The following is a 19572-nucleotide window of genomic DNA, read 5'->3' as shown; positions in this document are numbered from 1 at the left end:
GAAAGGGCCAGTACTTCAACCAAGAGCATGCAGATGACACAAGACTCCCTGGCAACCCTGTACCAGTCCCTCGACCAGCACCGGCCAGCCACCCTCGAGGCCCTGCTGGCCGGTGTGTCGCTGCTGCTGCCAATCCTCGACGCCATCCCCAACGCGGCGATCTTCATCAAGGACCCTGCCGCCCGTTATGTGCTGGCCAACACCACCCTGGTCCAGCGTTGTGGCCTCAAGCGCCTGCAGCCGCTGCTGGGCAAGACCAGCGCCGAGGTGTTCCCGGCGCAACTGGGCCCCGGCTACACCGAGCAGGACCGCCGCGTGCTCAAGGATGGGCTGGTGCTGGAAGACCAGCTCGAACTGCACCTGTACGGCAGCCGTGAACCGGGCTGGTGCCTGACCCACAAGCGCCCGCTGCGCAACCCGGCGGGCGAGATCATCGGCCTGGTGGGCATCTCCGTCGACCTGCAGTCAGCCGCCGACACCCACCCCGCCTACCAGCGACTGGCGGCCGTGGATGAGCACATCCGCCGCCATTTCCACCAGCCGATCAGCATGAATGAATTGACCCGCATCGCCGGGATTTCCGTGGCGCAACTGGAGCGCTACTGCAAGCGGGTGTTCCACCTCACCCCACGGCAGATGATCCACAAGGCGCGCCTGGAGCACGCCCACCGGCTGCTGCATTCTGATTTGCCGATCACCGAAGTGGCGCTGCGCTGCGGCTACACCGACCACAGCGCGTTCAGCCGCCAGTTCAAGCAATTGACCGGTTTCACTCCCCGCCAGTACCGCCAGGCAACGGCGGATCAGGCCGGTTGAAACAGCCGCTTGGCCTCGTCGAAACATTGCTCGGCAATCGCCGAACGCGGCTCGCTGCGGCGCAGCAGCAGGCCGATCGGGCTGTGGATGCTGGCTTCGACGATGGGGATGATGCGCATGTGTTCGCTGAGGTCTTCCAGGCCGCAGCCCAGCGGCATGATCGCGCAGCACACGCCGGTATTGATGGCCTGCACCAGCTGGAAGGTCGAGTCGCTTTCCAACACGGCATTGGGCTCGAGGCCGCGGCTGCGGAAGCTCAGGTCCAGTGACTGGCGGTAGTGCATGCCCTTGCTCAGCAGGCCCAGGGGAATGTCGCCGAGTTCGTCCCAGCGCAGGCTGTCGGTGTCGAACTGGAAGTGCTGGGTGTCGAATAGCAGGCCCATGGTGGTGGTGCCTAGCTCGATTACTTCGAAGAAGTTGGCGTTGACCTGGTCGAGGTAGCAGATGCCCAGGTCGAGCTGGTTGCGGCTCAGGCCGTCCATGATCTGCTCGGTGCTGTGCGAGCTGAGCTGGAACTGCAGTTCGGGGTACTTCTCGCGCAGCGGCAGCAGCAGGTGCATGGGGTTGAAGCTGGCCAGCGGCACGGTGCCCAGGCGCAGGCTGCCGACCACCTGGCCACGGCAACTGGCGGCCTCGGCCTGCAGGCCGTCATGGGCGGCGAGCAGGGTGCGGGCCCAGGCCAGGATGCGCTCGCCCGCCTCGGTGAAGCCCTCGAAGCGCTGGCCGCGCTTGACCAGCACCAGGTCCAGTTCGTCCTCCAGGTTGCGCAGGCGCATGGACAGGGTCGGCTGGGTGATATGGCACAGCGCCGCAGCCTGGCCGAAGTGGCGGGTCTGGTCGAGGGCGATGAGGAACTTGAGCTGCTTGATGTCCATGGAAGTGCCTGGCGTCTGGTTGTGCAGACCTTAACCCACGTCTGCGATAGATGTCATTGATCGGCCGGTTCGCCATTTCGATTGGACGCTTGTCAGGCTTGCCTCTAGCGTGACGACAATGCCATTCAAGGAGCTTCACCGTGCGCGTCCAACCCGATGCGGTCTTCATACCGCTGAACATCGCCGTGCTGACCGTCAGCGACACCCGTTCCTACGACAACGACACCTCAGGCGAGCTGCTGGCCAGCCGCTCGGTAGAGGTCGGCCATCGCCTGGTGGCGCGGGCGCTGCTCAAGGACGACCTGTACAAGATCCGCGCCCAGGTGGCGACCTGGATCGCCGATGACGACGTGCAGGTGGTGCTGATCACCGGCGGCACCGGCTTCACCGGGCGTGACAGCACGCCGGAGGCGGTGCAGTGCCTGTTGGATCGGAGCGTCGATGGCTTTGGCGAACTGTTCCGCGCCTTGTCCATTCTCGATATCGGCAGCTCGACGGTGCAAAGCAGGGCGCTGGCAGGGATTTCCAATGGCACCCTGGTGTGCTGCCTGCCCGGTTCGACCGGTGCTTGCCGGACGGCCTGGGAGGGCATATTGGTGGAGCAGCTGGATGCGCGGCATCGGCCCTGTAATTTTGTGAAGCATCTGAAGCCTATCGAAGCCTGCGAAAGCCGCGGTTAGCCCATACCGGCCTCTTCGCGTGACAGAAGACGCAAATAATCAGCTCAGCACATAGTCCACCGGCAGCAACACCGGTGGCAGCGGTTCCACGCCCAAAGCCCCCAGCACATCCCGCTCCACGGTCCTCACCATGGCATCCATCGGCAGGTCGTTCTCATCCCGCCCGAACGGGTCCTCCAGTTCGTTGCCAATCGCGTCCAGGCCGAAGAAGGTGTAGCCGACAATGGTGGTGAACAGCGGCGCCAGCCAGCCCAGCGGCTCGGCCAGGGCAAACGGCAGCAGCAGGCAGAAGATGTAGATGGTGCGGTGCAGCAGCAGGGTATAGGGGAACGGCAGCGGCGAACCCTTGATCCGCTCGCAGGTGGCCTGGACCTCGGTCAGCCCGGCCAGGCGTTGTTCCAGCAGGGTATAGCGCCATTCGCTGATCTGCCCTTGCTCTGCCAGCCGCGAGCAGTGGCTGCCAATGTCGCGCAGGATGCCATCGCACACGTTGTACTCAGCCACCGGGGCCGCTGCGTTCAGCCACGGGCGCGTGGCGTTCACTTCGTTTTCGTTGCGCAACCGCGCATTAAGCCCATGGGCAAACCCGCACAGGCTGCGCAGCAGCTCGGCGCGCAGTTTTTCGTCGGCGATCACCACGCTCTCGCGTATGAACGAGCGGGTTTCGATGATCAGCTTGCCCCAGGCCTTGCGCCCCTCCCACCAACGGTCATAGCAGGCGGTGTTGCGAAAGCTCATGAAGATCGACAGCGACAGGCCAAGCAAGGTGAACGGCGTAGCGCTGACCGGGTAGAAGAAAGCCGGGAAGTGCCGCTCGACCAGAACGATCAGCGCGGCCAGCAAGGTCACCATCAGGCAGCGCAGGGCAATGCGCTTGACGATCGAGCCCTTGAGGGTGAAGAGCACGCGCAGTACATCGGGGCGGGGGTGGACGATCATGGAAATCCAGAGGCGGCCGATCAGCCGCCGGTCATGTTCATGAAACGCAGGATCTGCACCTCGCCACCGACCTCGAAGTGATGGCGGTAGGGCTTGAGGTGCAGCGAGTCGCGGATGGCCTTGTCCAGCCGTGCTGCATCGCCGGGGTGGGCACGCAGCACCTGCTTGAGGTCCATCGAGTGTTCGTTGCCCAGGCACAGCAGCAGGCGGCCTTCGACCGTCAGGCGCACGCGGTTGCAGGTGGCGCAGAAGTTGTGGCTGTGCGGCGAGATGAAGCCGACCCGGGTGTTGGCGGCTTCGGCCAGGCGCCAGTAGCGTGCCGGGCCCTGGGACGATTCGGTGGATTCGATCAGGGTGAAGTGCTCGGCCAGGCGATCGCGCACTTCATCGCTGGAGCAGAACGACTCGCCGCGTTCATGTTCGTTGATCACCCCCAGTGGCATCTCTTCGATGAAGGTGATGTCCAGCTCGCGGTCGATGGCGAAGCGCACCAGGTCGACCAGCTCGTGGTCGTTGCGGCCCTTGAGCACCACGCAGTTGAGCTTGGTGCGCTGGAAGCCGGCCTGGCGCGCGGCGTCGATGCCGGCGATCACCTGGTTGAGGTCGCCAGTGCGGGTGAGTTGCTTGAAACGCTCGGCGTCGAGGCTGTCGAGGCTGATGTTCAGGCGCGTGACGCCGGCGTCGAACAACGGCCGGGCCAGGCGCCCGAGCTGCGAGCCATTGCTGGTCATGCACAGTTCACGCAGGCCGGGCAGGGCGGCAATGCGCCCGCACAGGTCGACGATGCCCTGGCGCACCAGCGGCTCGCCACCGGTCAGGCGGATTTTGCGGGTGCCAAGGGCGACGAAGCGCTCGGCCACCTGGAACAGTTCTTCGAGGCTGAGGATCTGCTGGCGCGGCAGAAATTGCATGTCTTCGGCCATGCAGTACACGCAACGGAAGTCGCAGCGGTCTGTGACCGACATCCGCAGGTAGTCGATTTTCCGGTTGAAGCCGTCGATCAGGGCCCGGCTGTTCTGTTCCACGTTGGCGCTCGAAAGGAAATGGGGGCTACAGGATCCAAGCTATAGCCTGTGGCCAGTCGCGTCAAATCGCTTTCCCTGACTGCTTGATCAATGCCCTCTATCACGGCTGCAGGCCATGCGTGGCAAGGGCTGCAGGGCATGATCGAAAGCGCTTATCGTGCCGTAAGGTATTTCGATTGGACGGCTCTGGGCCGGGCTCCATAGGCTGGAAAAAACACCGGGCAGATCGATCCGGTGAACATTTCCATGCCGCGTGAGGATTGACTGCATGAGCCAGGACCAACACATCAGGGACTACAAGGGCCCCGCCGCCGGCTGGGGTGCGCTGAAAAGCGTGACCAAAAGCTGGCTGGGCAGCGACAACGCCTTCAAGAACCTGCGGGCCATGCTCAAGACCAACCAGAACGGTGGCTTCGACTGCCCGGGCTGCGCCTGGGGCGAGTCGCCGGAAGGCGATATGGTCAAGTTCTGCGAAAACGGTGCCAAGGCGGTGAACTGGGAAGCCACCGGCCGCTCGGTGGACCCGGCATTCTTTGCCAAGTACAGCGTCAGCACGTTGCTCGACCAGACCGACTACTGGCTCGAATACCAAGGCCGCCTGACCCACCCGATGCGTTACGACGCGGCCACCGACCACTACGTCGAAACCAGCTGGCAAGAAGCCTTCGAGCTGATCGCCCAGCACCTGCACGCGCTCGACTCGGCCGACCAGGCCGAGTTCTATACCTCGGGCCGGGCCAGCAACGAGGCGGCGTTCCTTTACCAGCTGTTCGTCCGCGCCTACGGCACCAACAACTTCCCCGACTGCTCGAACATGTGCCATGAGGCCAGCGGCGCCGGCATGTCGGAAACCCTCGGGGTGGGCAAAGGCACCGTGGTGTTCCATGACCTGGAACTGGCCGACGCGATCTTCGTCATCGGCCAGAACCCCGGCACCAACCATCCGCGCATGCTCGAACCGCTGCGCGAGGCGGTCAAGCGCGGTGCCCAGGTGGTGTGCTTCAACCCGCTCAAGGAGCGTGGCCTGGAACGCTTCCAGCACCCGCAGCACCCGTTCGAAATGCTCAGCAACGGCTCCGAGCCGACCACCAGTGCCTACTTCCGCCCGGCCCTGGGCGGCGACATGGCAGCCATGCGCGGTATCGCCAAGTTCCTCTTGCAGTGGGAACGCGAAGCCCAGGCCAAGGGCGAGCCGGCGGTGTTCGACCATGCCTTCATCGCCGAGCACACCAGCGGCCTCGACGACTACCTGGCGGCGGTTGATGCCACCTCGTGGGAGCACATCGTCAAGCAGTCGGGCCTGACCCTGGCCGAGATCGAACTGGCCGCGCGTATGTACCGCAAGGCCGAGCGGGTCATCATGTGCTGGGCCATGGGCGTTACCCAGCATCGCCATTCGGTGCCGACCGTGCAGGAAATCGTCAACCTGCAGCTGCTGCGCGGCAACGTCGGCAAACCCGGTGCTGGCCTGTCGCCGGTGCGCGGCCACAGCAACGTGCAGGGCGACCGCACCATGGGCATCGACGAGAAGCCCAGGGCGGCCCTGCTTGATGCCATCGAAAAACGCTTCAAGTTCCGCGTGCCGCGTGCCCACGGGCACAACGCGGTGCTGGCGATCAAGGCCATGGAAGAGGGGAAAGCCAAGGTGTTCGTCGCCCTGGGCGGCAACTTCGCCCAAGCCACGCCGGATACCCCGCGCACCCACGCAGCGCTGCGCAACTGCGCGCTGACGGTGCAGATCTCCACCAAGCTCAACCGCTCGCACCTGGTCACCGGGCGCGATGCCCTGATCCTGCCGTGCCTGGGCCGTACCGAGATCGACATGCAGGCCGAGGGGCCGCAAGGCGTGACGGTGGAAGACACCTTCAGCATGGTGCATATCTCCAACGGCCAGCTGCGCCCGCGTTCGCCGCACATGCGTTCGGAGCCGTGGATCATCGCCGGCATGGCCAAGGCCACCTTGGGCAACCAGCCGATCGACTGGGAGTACGCGGTCGCCGACTACAACCGCATTCGCAGCATGATCGCCGACGTTATCCCGGGCTTCGCCAACTTCAACGAGCGCCTGCAGCACCCGGGTGGTTTCCATCTGGGTAATAACGCGGCGGATCGAAACTTCCGCACGGCCACCGGCAAGGCTCGCTTCATGCCCCATGCGCTGCCGGAGGAACTGGTCAATGCCAAGGTGCTGGCGCGGGGTGACAAGCCGGACCTGATCCTGCAGACCATGCGTTCGCACGACCAGTACAACACCACGCTGTACGGGCTCGATGACCGTTATCGCGGGGTGTTCGGCCTGCGCGAGGTGGTGTTCGTCAGCGAAGCGGACATCCGCCGCCTGGGCTTCGAGCCGGGCGAGCAGGTGGACCTGGTGTCACTGTGGGAGGATGGCGTCGAGCGGCGGGTGTCGGGTTTCCGCCTGGTGCCCTATGACATTCCGGATGGCCAGGCAGCGGCGTATTACCCCGAGACCAACCCGCTGGTGCCGCTGGAGAGTTATGGCGAGGGGACCTACACGCCGACGTCCAAGTTCATTGCGGTCAAGCTGGAGAAGGCCAAAACCGGGAACCGGATCGAGGCGGTGCTGGCTTTGGATTGAGTGGAGACTGCAGGGGCTGCTTTGCGGCCCCTGCTATCGATGCACCGGCAAGGCCGTGGTGTATTTCATCTGCTCCATGGCAAAACTGGAGGTGATGTTCGACAGCCCGTCGGTGCTGGTGATCAGCTTCTTGTAGAAGCGGTCATACGCCGCGATGTCGCCCACCACTACTCGCAGCATGTAGTCCCAGTCCCCGGACATGCGGTAGAACTCCATCACCTCCTCGAACCCCTTCACCGTCGTCGCGAACTGCTCCAGCCAGGCGCTGTCGTGGCGCTGGGTCTTGAGCTGGACGAACACGGTCAGCCCCAGCCCCAGGCGCTCGGGGTCGAGCAAGGCGACACGGCCGAGGATATATCCGTCTTCCTCCAGGCGCTTGACCCGCTTCCAGCAGGGCGTGGTCGACAGGTTGACCGCTTCGGCCAGGTCCTTGAGCGAGATCGAGGCGTCGCGCTGCAACAGGGTGAGGATGTGTTGGTCGAAACTGTCCATGGCACCGGGATCCACGAGAAAAATTTTCCCCAGATTACCTCAGGCCTAGGAAAATTTCCCGCGTCGAGTCTGATTTGCCGCCGCGCCAGGTTGTTGCCATAGTTGCAGGCTTGAATCCTGCCAATGGGCCTGAACCATGTCCGACAAGCCGCGTAATTTCGCCACCCGTACCATTCACGCCGGCGAGCAGTCCAGCGTTGCCGACAACGCCATCTTCCCGCCCATCTATACCGCCAGTTCCTACATCAAGCGCAGCCTCGACGATAACCCCGAATACGCTTACAGCCGTGTCGGCAACCCGACCCGGCATGCTTATGAAAGCTGCGTTGCCGCGCTGGAGGAGGGCGTGGGTGCGGTGGCCTGTGCATCGGGTGTGAATGCTACCGCCACGGTGCTGGAGCTGCTGCCCAAAGACGCCCACGTGGTGGTGATGAACGGCGTCTACGGCGGCACTTTCCGCATCCTCGAAGACTACCGCGGGCGTACTTCGGGCCTGACCACCACCTATGTCGACCTCAATGACGTCGAGGCGGTGGCGGCAGCGATCAAGCCAGAGACCCAGCTGATCTGGATCGAGTCGCCGACCAACCCGTTGCTGCACCTGGTGGACATCAAGGCGGTGTGCGACCTGGCCCGTGCCCGCGGCATTCTCACCTGCATCGACAACACCTTCTGCTCGCCGTGGAACCAGCGCCCAATCACCCTCGGCGTGGACCTGGTGATGCACTCGGCGAGCAAGTACATCGGCGGCCATTCCGACCTCACCGGTGGTGTGGTGGTTGCTGCCAATGACCAACTGCTGGCGCGGTTGCGCAAGATCAGCATGGCGGTAGGCGCGATCCAGGGGCCGTTCGACTGTTACCTGGCCCTGCGCGGGCTGAAGACCCTGGATGTGCGCATGGAGCGCCAGTGCGCCAATGCGCTGCAGGTAGCGCGCTTCCTCGAAGGCCACCCGCAGGTCGAGCAGGTGTTCTACCCAGGGCTGGAAAGCCACCCGCAGCACGAGCTGTGCAAGCGTCAGATGCGCGCTGGCGGAGCGGTGGTGGCGATGAAGGTCAAGGGCGCTGACCGGGCGGCGCTCAACCGGCTGGTCGAGGCCCTGCAGATCTTCGTGCTGGCCGACTCGCTGGGCGGGGTGGAGAGCATGATCAACCACTCCTGGAGCATGTCGCACAACTCGTTGAGCCCGGCGCAGAAGGGCGAGATGGGGATCAGCGAGAACCTGCTGCGGTTGTCGGTAGGGATCGAGGATTACCGCGACCTGATCGACGACCTGGATGGGGCGTTGAAGGCTTCGGCTGCGGTGTAAGGGCTGCTGGCCCTATCGCGAGCTGCGCTCGCTCCTACGGGGTAATCCTGTAGGAGCGAGCGCAGCTCGTGATGAGGCCGGTGAATTCAAAAAAGGGTTGTCAGGACTTCGGCGGATGAATGATCCGTTCGATCTTGTCCTTGAGCAGCAGCCTTTCCTTGCGCAGGCGGTTGACCGCCTCGTCGTTGGTGCCATTGGCCTCGGCGGCCAGCACTTCCTTGTCCTTGGTGTTGTATTCCTTGTGCAGCTTGTGAAGGTCCTGGTCCTTGTCTATGAGCGCCTGGAATGCTTCAGCGGTAACGTGCAGGTCAGCGAGCAGATCATGCGGAACTGGCATTTCTTCACCTCTGTCAGGGTTGTCGGTAAGGTCCTGACCTTTGAGGATAGCCGCCTTTGCGCAGGTGGGGGACTGGGGTAGGCTGTCGCATCCTTTCCCGTGCCTGGAACCTGCGCCATGCCTCACCTGAACCTGGAATACAGCGACAACCTGCGCGAGCTCAACGTCGATGTGCTGTTGCTGCGCCTTAACCACGCCCTGGTCGGCAGCGGCCAGTTTGCCGACGAGGCGGACATCAAGAGCCGGGCCGAGGCCTTCAAACAGTATCGGGTGGGTACCGCGCCGGGTAAGCGGGCCTTCGCCCATGTGCGCCTGGCCATCCTCAGCGGGCGTTCGCCCGAGGTGAAGCAGCAGTTGTCGAACGGCTTGCTCGAGGTGTTGCGCGAAGCCATCCCGGCCCAGGCCGGCTTGGACATCCAGCTGTGCGTCGAAGTGCTCGACATCGACCGCGTTCCCTATGCCAAGCTGCGTCTGCCCGGCTGAACGGATGCTGAATGAAGTTGTTTTAATGTAAAAAAAGCCCCGGCTTACGAATTTGTTACCGTCTTTTTCACAAAAAATTGATGGTGCGCTTTCTAGAGTTCCGCCAACTTTCCCACGGTGCCATCTGACCGGGGAGTTGATAACCACTCTTGATTGCGAATGCCGATGCTCAACTTCAAATCCCTGCGGACTGAATGGGTCACGCTGTTGGCCAGCGTTTACCTGCTGGTGGGTCTCAACATGTTCCTCTGGGAGCACCTGCAGGAGGTGGTGCCCGCCGGTTTGTCGGGGCTTTGGCTGAGCCTGGCGTTCGCCGTGCTGATGTTGTTCGCGTTCAATCTGGTATTGACGCTGTTCGCCTTCCGTTATGTGTTGAAGCCGCTATTGATCGTGCTGTTCGTGAGCGGTGCAAGTGCCGCTTACTTCATGAACCAGTACGGCGTGCTTATTGATGCCGGCATGTTCCGAAACATGGCCGAGACCAATGTTTCGGAAGTGCGCGACCTGATGTCGTTCAAGTTCGCCGCCTATATTCTGCTGCTCGGCGTATTGCCGTCGGTAGTGCTGTGGAAGGCACCGATCGCCTACCGCCCGTGGCACCGCGAACTGCTGGGCAAACTGGTGGTGGGCGGTTCCTGCGTCGTGGCCCTGGGCTCGGTGGCACTGGTCAACTATCAGGGGCTGTCGTCGCTGTTTCGCAACCACCACGAACTGCGCCTGATGCTCACCCCGAGCAATGTCGTCGGTGCGACCATCGGCTATGTCAACGAGCGCGTCGGTACCGCCGCGCGTCCGTTCCAGCATTATGGCGAAGATGCCAAGCGCGATGCCGCCTGGCAGAAACACGAGCGCAAATCGCTGACCGTGCTGGTGGTCGGTGAAAGTGCGCGGGCCGATCACTTCGGCGTGCTGGGCTATGAGCGCGATACCACCCCGAACCTGGCCAAGGAACAGGGCCTGCTCAGTTTCTCCGATGTGCATTCCTGTGGTACTGAAACCGCCGTCTCGGTGCCCTGCATGTTCTCCGGCATGAAGCGCAAGGAATATGACGCCCGTGTGGCGAAGAACCGCGAAGGGCTGCTCGACATCCTCCAGCGTGCCGGCCTGGCCGTGCAGTGGCGCGACAACCAGTCGGGCTGCAAAGGCACCTGCGACCGCGTGCAGTTCATCGACGTCAGCAACCTCAAGGACCCGCAGCTGTGCGCAAGCGGCGAATGCCATGACGCAATCCTGTTGCAGGGCCTGGGCGAGCTGATCGACAACCTCGACAAGGACACCGTGCTGGTGCTGCACCAGATGGGCAGCCACGGCCCCGAGTACTTCAAGCGCTACCCCCAAGGTGGCGAGCGCTTCACCCCGGTGTGCCAGAGCAACGCGCTGAACCAGTGCAGCGAGCAGGAAATCATCAACGGCTACGACAATACCCTGGCCTACACTGACAAGGTGCTGTCGTCGTTGATCGACACTCTGCGCAGCAAGCAGGACAAGGTCGACACGGCGATGATCTACCTGTCCGACCATGGCGAGTCGCTGGGCGAGTACAACTTGTTCCTGCACGGCACCCCGTATGCCATTGCCCCGGAACAACAGAAGCATGTGCCGTTGCTGACCTGGTTCTCCGACAGCTACAAGGAAGACTTCGGCATCGACACCGACTGCCTGGCCAAGCTCAGCGATGCACCGCTGTCGCAGGACAACCTGTTCCACTCGATGCTGGGCCTGCTGCAGGTGCACACCGAGGTCTACCAGCAGTCGCTGGACATGTTTGCCAGCTGCCGGCCGTGGTTGGCCGCCCAGCGCTGAGGCCGTTCATCTAATCCAGGGATGGCGCAGGTTTCACCAGCAGGGCCCGCGCCGTATATACTGCGCGCCAATGTTTGTGGGAGAGCCTTGTGGCCATCGAAATTCACTGGATCCGTGACGACCAGACCCTGGCCGAACACTGCCGCAAGTGGCGCGAACTGCCCTTCGTGGCGCTCGACACCGAATTCATGCGGGTCGACACCTTCTACCCGAAAGCCGGCCTGGTACAGGTCGGTGACGGGCAACGGGCTTTCCTCATCGACCCGCTGCTGATCGGCGACTGGCAGCCGCTGGGCGAACTGCTCGACGACAGCAGCGTGGTCAAGGTGCTGCACGCCTGCAGCGAAGACCTCGAAGTGCTGCTGCGCCTGACCGGCAAGCTGCCGCAACCGTTGTTCGACACCCAGTTGGCGGCCGGTTACCTGAACCTGGGCTTCTCCATGGGCTATTCGCGCCTGGTGCAGGAAGTGCTGGGCATCGAGCTGCCCAAGGGCGAAACCCGCTCTGACTGGCTGCAGCGCCCGCTGTCGGACACCCAGGTAAGCTACGCCGCCGAAGATGCCGTGCACCTGGCCGAACTGTTCGCTGCTCTGCAGCCGCGCCTGTCTGACGACAAGTACGCCTGGGTGCTGGACGACGGCGCCGAGCTGGTGGCCGCCCTGCGCCGTGAGGTCGAACCCGAAATCCTCTATCGCGACGTCAAGCTCGCCTGGAAGCTGGGCCGCCAGCAACTGGCAGTGCTGCGCGAGCTGTGTGCCTGGCGCGAGCGCGAAGCACGCAGCCGCGACGTGCCACGCAACCGCATCCTCAAGGAACACTCGCTGTGGCCCATGGCCAAGAGCCAACCGGACAACCTGTCGGCCTTGGCCAAGATCGAAGAAATGCACCCGCGCACCATCCGTCAGGACGGCGCCTTCCTGCTCCAGCTGATCAAGCGCGCCGCCAGCCTGCCGCCCGAACAGTGGCCTGAGCCGCTGCCTGAGCCGCTGCCGATCGAAGCCGCCGGTATCCTCAAGCGCCTGCGCGCCATCGGCCAGGCCGAAGGCGAGCGGCTTGGGATCGCGCCGGAGCTGATGCTGCGCAAGAAGGCCCTGGAAGCCCTGCTCAAGAGCGGCTACCCCAACGGCCCCTACCAACTGCCCGATTCGCTGCGCGGCTGGCGCCGTGAGCGGATGGGCCAGGCCCTGCTCGACGACCTCGCAGGCGCCGGAGACAAGCAATGAAACGTATCTGCTCGATCTACAAGAGCCCCCGCAAGAACGAAATGTACCTCTACGTGCTCAAGGCCGAAGGCCTGGAGCGGGTGCCAGAGGCGCTGCTGCCCTTCTTTGGCAAGCCGGTGCATGCCTTCGACCTGGTGTTGACCCCGGAGCGCCAACTGGCCCGCGAAGACATCGCCAAGGTGCTGGAAAACCTCGAGACCCAGGGTTATCACTTGCAGATGCCACCGGCCGAGGACGAGTACATCGAGCACTTGCCCGAAGAGCTGCTGCGCCGTAACGACCCGGTTTGATCATGCGTGTACTGATCGCTGAGCATGATCATGCTCGATACGCCGAGCTATTGCGCGAGGCAGCGCCGCAGCTGGAAATCCTGACCAGCAGCGACTCCGCCGAACTGGCCCGCCAGGCACCGCAGTGCCCGGTCTGGCTGGGCCAGCCGGATTTGCTGGCGAGCCTGCTGCGCCAAGGGCACAAGCCGCAGTGGATGCAATCGACCTGGGCGGGCATCACGCCGTTGCTGGCCGAGGGGCTGCCACGTGATTACCGCCTGACTCGCGCCGTGGGTATCTTCGGCCAGGTGATGGCCGAGTACATGCTGACCTACATGCTTGGCCACGAGCGCGAAGTGCTGTCGCGCCTGGTCAGCCAGGTCGAGCGACGCTGGGATGACCGCCCGGGGCGCACCCTGGAAGGGCGCAAGGTGCTGATCGTCGGTACTGGCGATATCGGTCAGCGGGTGGCGGAGTTCCTCGTGCCGTTTGGCGTGAGCCTTTATGGCATCGCCAGCAGCGCCCGCGAGCAGGCGCCGTTCGTCGAGGTCGCGGGGCTGGCGGATTTGCCGCGCATGGTCGGGCAGGTGGATTACGTGCTCAACCTGCTGCCGGACACGCCGGCCACCCACGACCTGTATGACGCAGCGTTGTTCCAGTGCTTCCAGCCCACGGCGCTGTTCATCAACGCCGGGCGCGGCGCGGCGGTGGTCGATGCCGACCTGGTCGAAGCGTTGAAGGAGGGGCACCTGGCCGGGGCGGTGATCGACGTGTGCCGCCAGGAGCCGCTGCCGCAACGGCATCCATTCTGGACCGCCTGGGGCTTGTTGCTGACTGGGCACAGCTCGGCGCCCACCTCGCCGGCGGCGATGGTGCGGTTGTTTGCCGAGAATGTGCGGGCGTATGCAGAGGGGCAGGGGTTGCGCGGCGAAGTCGATTTCGCCCGGGGTTACTGATCTCTTTAACCTGTGCCGGCCTCTTCGCGGGACAAGCCCGCTCCTACAGGGATAGCGCACAGCCGGAGGGCAGCGCAGTACCTGTAGCGGGCTTGCCCCGCGAAGAGGCCTGTACAGGCAACACAAGGTTTACAGGCTGAAATCACCCTCAGCCGCCAGCTCGCTCAGTGGCCGACGCGGGCTCGGCACTTCACGCGCCTGCAGCGCCTCGTCCAGGCTGGCCTTGTCGCCCAGCTTGCCGATCGCCACCATGGCATGCAGCTCGTAGCCTTCGGGAATCTTCAACTCCTGGCGCGCCAGTGCCTGGTCGAATCCCGCCATGCCGTGGGTGTGCCAGCCGCTGATGCTGGCCTGCAGCGCCAGGTGGCCCCAGGCGGAACCGGTGTCGAACGTGTGCCACAGCGCCGGCTTTTCTTCGCTGGCGCCAGGGGCTGCGAAGGTGGTCTTGGAAATGATCAGTACCAGCGCCGAGGCCTGTTGCGCCCAGCTGCGGTTGAACGGCACCAGCAGGTTCAGGTAACGCTCCCAGCTCGGCGTGTCGCGGCGCGCATACAGGAAGCGCCATGGCTGTGAGTTGTACGCCGATGGCGCCCAGCGTGCTGCTTCGAGGAAGCTCAGCAGGGTTTCTTCGCTGATCGGTTCGGCGGTGAAGGCGCGTGGCGACCAGCGGTTGATGAACTGCTCGTTGATGGCGTAATCGGCAATGCGGGGGGTGGCGCTCATGGCTGCTCCTGCAAGTGGATGGCAAAGCACGCACGCTACTGCGTCCGCCTGGCACTGACAAGCGGTCTGGCGTTGCCGAAGGCCAGGCTCTAGACTGGCGCCGCCGCGCACCGCGGCCAGGAAGATGACTGCAGGAAACCCGTGTGATGATCGCTGACAGCGCGCCGTTCTGGCGGCGCAAGACCCTCGAACAACTCAGCCCGCAAGAGTGGGAGTCGCTGTGCGACGGCTGCGGCCTGTGCTGCCTGCAAAAGCTCGAGGATGAAGACGACAACAGCGTCTATTACACGCGCATCGCCTGCAAGCTGCTCGACCTCGATACCTGCCAGTGCAGCGACTACCCCAACCGCTTCGCCCATGTGCCGGATTGCATCCAGCTCACCCCGGGCAAGGCCGACCAGTTCAAATGGCTGCCGAGCACCTGTGGTTACCGCCTGGTCAGCGAGGGCAAGGACCTGCCCGAGTGGCATCACCTGGTGTGCGGTGACCGCAAGCAGGTGCATGAACAGCGCATATCGCAATCGGGGCGTATGCTCAGTGAGCATGATGTGGACGAAGACGACTGGGAAGACCACCTGATTTTCCGCGCCAGCTGAACGGCGCACCCGTCGCCTCTGAGGAACAAGGAGTTTCGGTATGCGTTGCCAGTGGTTGTTGCTCCTCGGGCTTGTGGCCTGTTCGCCCGCCTGGGCGAAAAAAGTCGACCTCGATTACCAAGTGCGCCTGCTGCCTGCCAATGGCCAGGCCGAAGTGCGCCTGACCCTGGCCGAAGGCAGTGCCGTGCGCAGCCTGGACTTCGACCTGGGCAAGGCCGACACCTATAGTGGCTTCCAGGCCGATGGCCAGTGGCAGCAACAGGGCGAGCGCGGCGTGTGGCACCCGGCGACGGGCAAGACCAGCCTCAGCTACCGGGTGAAGCTTGATCAGAAACTGCGCAGCGGCGCCTACTCCTCACGCATTACTCCGCATTGGGCGCTGTTCCTGGGCGATCAGCTGGTGCCGCCTGCGCGCCTCGACCAGCAGGACGGCACCGAGCTGGTGGCACGCCTGACGGTCGATTTGCCTGAAGGCTGGAAGAGCATCGAAACGTCCTGGCCACGCATCGGCAAAGACAAGTTCCGCATCGACAACGTGTCCCGCCTGTTCGACCGCCCGACTGGCTGGATGCTCGCGGGCGACCTTGGCAGCCGCCGCGCCCGCCTTGGTGAGACCGACGTTACCGTGGCCGCGCCAGTGGGGCAGGGCATGCGGCGGATGGACAGCCTGACCTTGCTGACCTTCGTCTGGCCGCAATTGCAGGCGGTGTTCCCGCGCAACCCGGCCAAGCTGCTGCTGGTGGGGGCCCGTGATGGCATGTGGCGCGGGGCGATGGCTGCCGACGGTTCGATCTACCTGCACAGCAGCCGGCCGATGGTCAGCGAGAATGGCAGCAGCCCGCTGCTGCGCGAGCTGGTGCAGCTATTTGCGCAGATTCGTGTGCGCGACAACAGCGACTGGCTGGGCCAGGGCCTGACCGAGTACTACGCCACCGAACTGTTGCGCCGTGCTGGCGGTATCAGCGACGACCGTTACGAGGTGTGGCAGGCACGCCTGCAGAAGCTGGGTGGCAAGGTCACCCAGCTGCGTGCCGAGCATGCCAGCCCGGCGCAGGTGGCCCGCGGGGTGATGGTGTTGCAGGCGCTGGACAAGGAAATCCGCATCCATACCCAGGCCAAGCGTTCGCTGGATGATGTGACCCGGGCGCTGATGCGCCTGCCCAGCGTGAGCACCGAAGAGTTCGTGCAGATCAGCGAGAACGTGCTGGGGCGCCGGTCCGACGTGCTGCAAAGCAAAGCCTTGCGCTAGCCTGTACCGGCCCTTTCGCGGGGCAAGTCGGATCGCCGCACCGCCGCTCCTACAGGGGATCGCGTAACCCTGTAGGAGCGGCGGTGCGGCGATCCGACTTGCCCCGCGAAAGGGCCGGTACAGGCAAAGCAGATTCAACGGCCAGTCAAAGGATCCTTGCCGGTCACGCTCACCCCCCGGGTAGCCGCCTCGGCACTGGCCCTGAGCACCTCCAGCTCCGCCGCACTGCGCTCGATATCCGAACGCAAGCGGTGATATTCCTTCCGATGCTTCTGCCACCAGGCCTTGGTCGAGCAATGCCCGCTGACCCCGCGGGCCACTGCCAGGCCACCGACCACCATCTGCAACAGCCCAATCAGCCCACCGTGGCGCAACCCCTTGGTGAACATCAGCGCACCGCCAGCGAGTGAGCCGACCCGTTCCAGGCCATGGACATTATGTTGCGCCGCTCCCTTGGATGAATGGATATCAAGCATGGCGAACCCTCCTTGTGGAATGTAAGTAGCTGACCCGCCAGCTGCTGCTGACGTTCATTCGCTGCGCCAGATGGTCGCGAAGGCTCTGCAACGGGCATTCCGTCCGTCCTGATGTCCGGTCTGGTCAACTGCCTGGCGGATACGGGCAACTGACGCGCGCTCACGCAGGATTAACTTGTCCCCGCGCGAAGCTCATCCACGCTGGGTTTCGACCCAGGAGCTTCACGTCCCCCTCCACAAAAGAACAACAGCAGGGATCAGGATGACAACGACAAGCGCGAGTGGCGCCGGCAATCAGCTGGCGCAAGGCTTCAAGCAACGCCACGTGACCATGCTTTCCATCGCCGGGGTAATCGGCGCCGGGCTGTTCATCGGTTCCGGGCACGCCATCGCCGCCGCAGGGCCTTCAGCCATCATCGCCTACGCACTGGCCGGCGCCCTGGTGGTGCTGGTGATGCGCATGCTCGGCGAAATGGCGGTCGCCAGCCCCGACACAGGCTCCTTCTCCACCTATGCCGACCGTGCCATCGGGCGCTGGGCCGGGTTCACCATCGGATGGCTGTACTGGTGGTTCTGGGTACTGGTCATCCCCATTGAAGCCATCGCCGCCGGCGTGGTGCTCAACAACTGGTTCCCGCACATCGATGCCTGGTTTTTCGCCCTGAGCATGACCGTGCTGCTGACCGCCACCAACCTGTTCAGCGTGGCCAAGTACGGTGAATTCGAGTTCTGGTTCGCCATGCTCAAGGTCATCGCCATCGTCGCATTCATCGCCTTGGGCGCCGCAGCGTTGGCCGGAGTGTTGCCGGGTCGTGAAGTCAGTGGCCTGCCGCACCTGCTGGAAGCGCAGGGCGGATTCATGCCCAACGGCTGGACGGCGATCATCGGCGCCTTGCTTACCACCATGTTCAGCTATCTGGGTACCGAAGCGGTGACCATCGCCGCGTCGGAATCCAAGGACCCGGCGCGCAACATCGCCAAGGCTACCCGCTCGGTGATCTGGCGCATCAGCGTGTTCTACCTGCTGTCGATCTTCGTGATCATCTCGGTGGTGCCCTGGAACGACCCGCTGCTGCCGGTACAGGGTTCCTACCAGCGTGCGCTGGAAATCATGCACATCCCGTATGCCAAGTTGCTGGTGGACATGGTGGTACTGGTGGCGGTGGCCAGCTGCCTGAACTCGTCGATCTACATTTCTTCGCGCATGCTCTATTCGCTGAGCAAGCGCGGTGACGCCCCGGGCTTCATCCAGCGCACCTCCAAGGTTGGCGTGCCCCGTGCGGCGGTGATCGGCAGCACGCTGATCGGCATGCTGGCGACCATCGTCAACTACTTCGCGCCAGCCGAGGTGTTTGCCTTCCTGCTGGCCAGCTCAGGCTCGATCGCCTTGCTGGTTTACCTGGCCATCGCCTTCTCGCAGCTGCGCATGCGCGCCATCCTGCAGCGGCAGAACGTCGAGATCGCCTTCAAGATGTGGCTGTATCCATGGCTGACCTATGCGGTGATTGGCTTCATCGTGTTCGCCCTGGGCACCATGTTCGTGATGCCGCAACACCGCATGGAAGTGTCGCTGACCTTGGCCTTGGCGCTGGTGATCCTGCTGCTGGGCGTGATTACCAGCAAGCGGCATGAACGGCGGGAGGCGTTGGCTGCTGCCTGATTCGGAGTGAAGCGAAGAAAGCCATCTGCCTGCAGATGGCTTTTTTGTTTGTGCCGGCCCTTTCGCGGGTTTACCCGCGAAGAGGCCAGCACATTTTGCACATTTGTCTGATCTGGATAATTACCTGTCCGGTTTGGCAATGCAGCCTCGAGGGTGTTTAATCTCACCTCTGGAAAGCCCTCAAACCCCTTGAAACAAGGGGCCTGAGAGATTTCACCGTTCATCGAAAATGCTGTAGACACATTGTCTAACAGTGCCATATAGTCGTTATACAAATAGTAGACATAGCTCTATGACAACAAAGAAGGCCGCCATGAAAGCCACCGTCCAACCACTCGCTGCAGAAGTGCCGCAGGACCGCAAAGCCGTCCTTGCCGAAGCGCTGCGCCGCCGGATCCTCAGCATGGAACTGGCCCCGGGCGCCGTGGTGGACGAACTGGCGTTGTGCGACGAGTTCGGCCTGTCGCGCCCCCCCGTCCGTGAGCTGCTGCGCCAGATTGCCGCCGAAGGCTACATCGAGCTGGAAGCCAACCGCGCGCCTCGCGTCGCCGCCATGAACCACGAGTCGCTGCACAGCTTCTACGTTGCCGCGCCGCTTATCTACGTTGCCACCACCCAGCTGGCCGCCACCTACGCCAGTGCTGATGAAATCGAAGTGCTCAAGGCCATCCAGGCCAAATTCCGCCAGGCCATCGAAGAGCGCGACGTGGAAAACCGCGTGCTCTACAACGACGCCTTCCACCTGGAAATCGGCAAGATGGCGCACAACGATTACCTGATGCCAAGCCTGCGCCGCCTGCTCATCGACCATACCCGCCTGGGCAAGATTTTCTACCGCCATCCGACAACCGACGACATGCAGCGGGACCTCGAGATTGCCTGTGAGCAGCACGAACAGATCATCGAGGCCATCGAGCGCCGTGATGCACCGGCCGCTGGCCAGCTGGCCCGCGAGCACATGGAGCTGTCGCGTCGGCGCATGGCCGAGTACGCCGCACCACAAGGGCTGGATGTACCGATTCAGATATGAATTACCCGGTCGTCGCCACCGGCGCTGACCAC

20 protein-coding genes are annotated in these 19572 nt (G+C 63.6%); 13 read left to right on the top strand and 7 right to left on the bottom strand.

What is annotated here, in order from left to right:
* Positions 1 to 33: 33 nt before the first annotated feature.
* Entirely contained in the window at positions 34 to 816 is a 783-nt protein-coding gene (locus C2H86_RS05065; RefSeq protein WP_159411686.1) for an AraC family transcriptional regulator, read from the top strand.
* Here the strand turns inward: C2H86_RS05065 and C2H86_RS05060 are convergent.
* Positions 804 to 1691 (bottom strand): LysR family transcriptional regulator, encoded by an 888-nt coding sequence (locus C2H86_RS05060; RefSeq protein ID WP_159411685.1) that lies wholly within the window; start codon positions 1689 to 1691, stop codon positions 804 to 806. The genes C2H86_RS05065 and C2H86_RS05060 overlap by 13 nt on opposite strands.
* Before the next feature lie 140 nt (positions 1692 to 1831).
* Here C2H86_RS05060 and moaB point away from each other — a divergent pair, with 140 nt between their 5' ends.
* Positions 1832 to 2371, top strand: a complete 540-nt coding sequence (moaB, locus tag C2H86_RS05055) for a molybdenum cofactor biosynthesis protein B (protein ID WP_159411684.1) — start codon at positions 1832 to 1834, stop codon at positions 2369 to 2371.
* Between the two features lie 39 nt (positions 2372 to 2410).
* Here moaB and C2H86_RS05050 read toward each other — a convergent pair whose 3' ends face one another.
* Together C2H86_RS05050 and moaA are read right to left on the bottom strand one after the other, a co-directional pair.
* Positions 2411 to 3310, bottom strand: a complete 900-nt coding sequence (locus tag C2H86_RS05050) for a bestrophin family protein (RefSeq protein WP_159411683.1) — start codon at positions 3308 to 3310, stop codon at positions 2411 to 2413.
* 20 nt (positions 3311 to 3330) lie between these two features.
* Complete coding sequence (moaA, locus tag C2H86_RS05045) at positions 3331 to 4335, bottom strand: GTP 3',8-cyclase MoaA (protein ID WP_159411682.1); 1005 nt, start codon at positions 4333 to 4335, stop codon at positions 3331 to 3333.
* Positions 4336 to 4603: 268 nt separating this feature from the next.
* On the opposite strand from moaA, the gene C2H86_RS05040 reads away from it, so the two are divergent.
* On the top strand, positions 4604 to 6934 hold the full coding sequence (locus C2H86_RS05040) for an FdhF/YdeP family oxidoreductase (protein ID WP_159411681.1): 2331 nt from the start codon (positions 4604 to 4606) through the stop codon (positions 6932 to 6934).
* A 33-nt stretch (positions 6935 to 6967) separates the two neighbouring features.
* Here C2H86_RS05040 and C2H86_RS05035 read toward each other — a convergent pair whose 3' ends face one another.
* On the bottom strand, positions 6968 to 7426 hold the full coding sequence (locus tag C2H86_RS05035) for an Lrp/AsnC family transcriptional regulator (RefSeq protein ID WP_159411680.1): 459 nt from the start codon (positions 7424 to 7426) through the stop codon (positions 6968 to 6970).
* A gap of 136 nt (positions 7427 to 7562) precedes the next feature.
* Between C2H86_RS05035 and C2H86_RS05030 the strand changes: the two genes are divergently transcribed.
* Positions 7563 to 8735 (top strand): trans-sulfuration enzyme family protein, encoded by a 1173-nt coding sequence (locus tag C2H86_RS05030; protein ID WP_159411679.1) that lies wholly within the window; start codon positions 7563 to 7565, stop codon positions 8733 to 8735.
* A 100-nt stretch (positions 8736 to 8835) separates the two neighbouring features.
* Here the strand turns inward: C2H86_RS05030 and C2H86_RS05025 are convergent, their stop codons facing one another.
* Positions 8836 to 9072 (bottom strand): YdcH family protein, encoded by a 237-nt coding sequence (locus C2H86_RS05025; RefSeq protein ID WP_159411678.1) that lies wholly within the window; start codon positions 9070 to 9072, stop codon positions 8836 to 8838.
* 117 nt (positions 9073 to 9189) lie between these two features.
* On the opposite strand from C2H86_RS05025, the gene C2H86_RS05020 reads away from it, so the two are divergent.
* From C2H86_RS05020 to C2H86_RS05000, 5 genes are all read left to right on the top strand, one after another.
* Positions 9190 to 9555, top strand: coding sequence for a 5-carboxymethyl-2-hydroxymuconate Delta-isomerase (locus C2H86_RS05020; RefSeq protein WP_159411677.1), 366 nt, complete (start codon positions 9190 to 9192; stop codon positions 9553 to 9555).
* Positions 9556 to 9720: 165 nt separating this feature from the next.
* Positions 9721 to 11358 carry a phosphoethanolamine transferase gene (locus C2H86_RS05015; protein ID WP_159411676.1) on the top strand — a complete coding sequence of 546 codons (1638 nt, stop codon included), beginning with the start codon at positions 9721 to 9723 and terminating at the stop codon, positions 11356 to 11358.
* An 89-nt stretch (positions 11359 to 11447) separates the two neighbouring features.
* Complete coding sequence (gene rnd, locus C2H86_RS05010) at positions 11448 to 12581, top strand: ribonuclease D (protein WP_159411675.1); 1134 nt, start codon at positions 11448 to 11450, stop codon at positions 12579 to 12581.
* Positions 12578 to 12871, top strand: coding sequence for a YcgL domain-containing protein (locus C2H86_RS05005; protein ID WP_103446328.1), 294 nt, complete (start codon positions 12578 to 12580; stop codon positions 12869 to 12871). The genes rnd and C2H86_RS05005 overlap by 4 nt, the downstream gene beginning before the upstream one ends.
* Before the next feature lie 2 nt (positions 12872 to 12873).
* Positions 12874 to 13806, top strand: coding sequence for a D-2-hydroxyacid dehydrogenase (locus C2H86_RS05000; protein ID WP_159411674.1), 933 nt, complete (start codon positions 12874 to 12876; stop codon positions 13804 to 13806).
* A 129-nt stretch (positions 13807 to 13935) separates the two neighbouring features.
* Here the strand turns inward: C2H86_RS05000 and C2H86_RS04995 are convergent, their stop codons facing one another.
* The gene (locus C2H86_RS04995) at positions 13936 to 14529 is read right to left on the bottom strand and encodes a nitroreductase family protein (protein ID WP_159411673.1); all 594 of its coding nucleotides are present in this window, start codon (positions 14527 to 14529) and stop codon (positions 13936 to 13938) included.
* 146 nt (positions 14530 to 14675) lie between these two features.
* Between C2H86_RS04995 and C2H86_RS04990 the strand changes: the two genes are divergently transcribed.
* Together C2H86_RS04990 and C2H86_RS04985 are read left to right on the top strand one after the other, a co-directional pair.
* A complete protein-coding gene (locus C2H86_RS04990; protein WP_060510309.1) occupies positions 14676 to 15125 on the top strand; it encodes a YcgN family cysteine cluster protein in 450 nt (149 codons plus the stop codon).
* 40 nt (positions 15126 to 15165) lie between these two features.
* Positions 15166 to 16374: a hypothetical protein gene (locus C2H86_RS04985; RefSeq protein ID WP_159411672.1), complete on the top strand. Its 1209-nt coding sequence runs from the start codon at positions 15166 to 15168 to the stop codon at positions 16372 to 16374.
* 134 nt (positions 16375 to 16508) lie between these two features.
* Here the strand turns inward: C2H86_RS04985 and C2H86_RS04980 are convergent, their stop codons facing one another.
* A complete protein-coding gene (locus C2H86_RS04980; protein WP_159411671.1) occupies positions 16509 to 16850 on the bottom strand; it encodes a YgaP-like transmembrane domain in 342 nt (113 codons plus the stop codon).
* A 262-nt stretch (positions 16851 to 17112) separates the two neighbouring features.
* On the opposite strand from C2H86_RS04980, the gene gabP reads away from it, so the two are divergent.
* A complete protein-coding gene (gene gabP / locus C2H86_RS04975; RefSeq protein ID WP_159411670.1) occupies positions 17113 to 18510 on the top strand; it encodes a GABA permease in 1398 nt (465 codons plus the stop codon).
* Positions 18511 to 18823: 313 nt separating this feature from the next.
* Positions 18824 to 19540, top strand: coding sequence for a GntR family transcriptional regulator (locus C2H86_RS04970; protein WP_159411669.1), 717 nt, complete (start codon positions 18824 to 18826; stop codon positions 19538 to 19540).
* Positions 19541 to 19572: the final 32 nt, after the last annotated feature.

The organism is Pseudomonas putida (assembly GCF_009883635.2).
Lineage (GTDB): Bacteria > Pseudomonadota > Gammaproteobacteria > Pseudomonadales > Pseudomonadaceae > Aquipseudomonas > Aquipseudomonas putida_W.
This window is presented reverse-complemented; position numbering and strand designations above follow the sequence as displayed.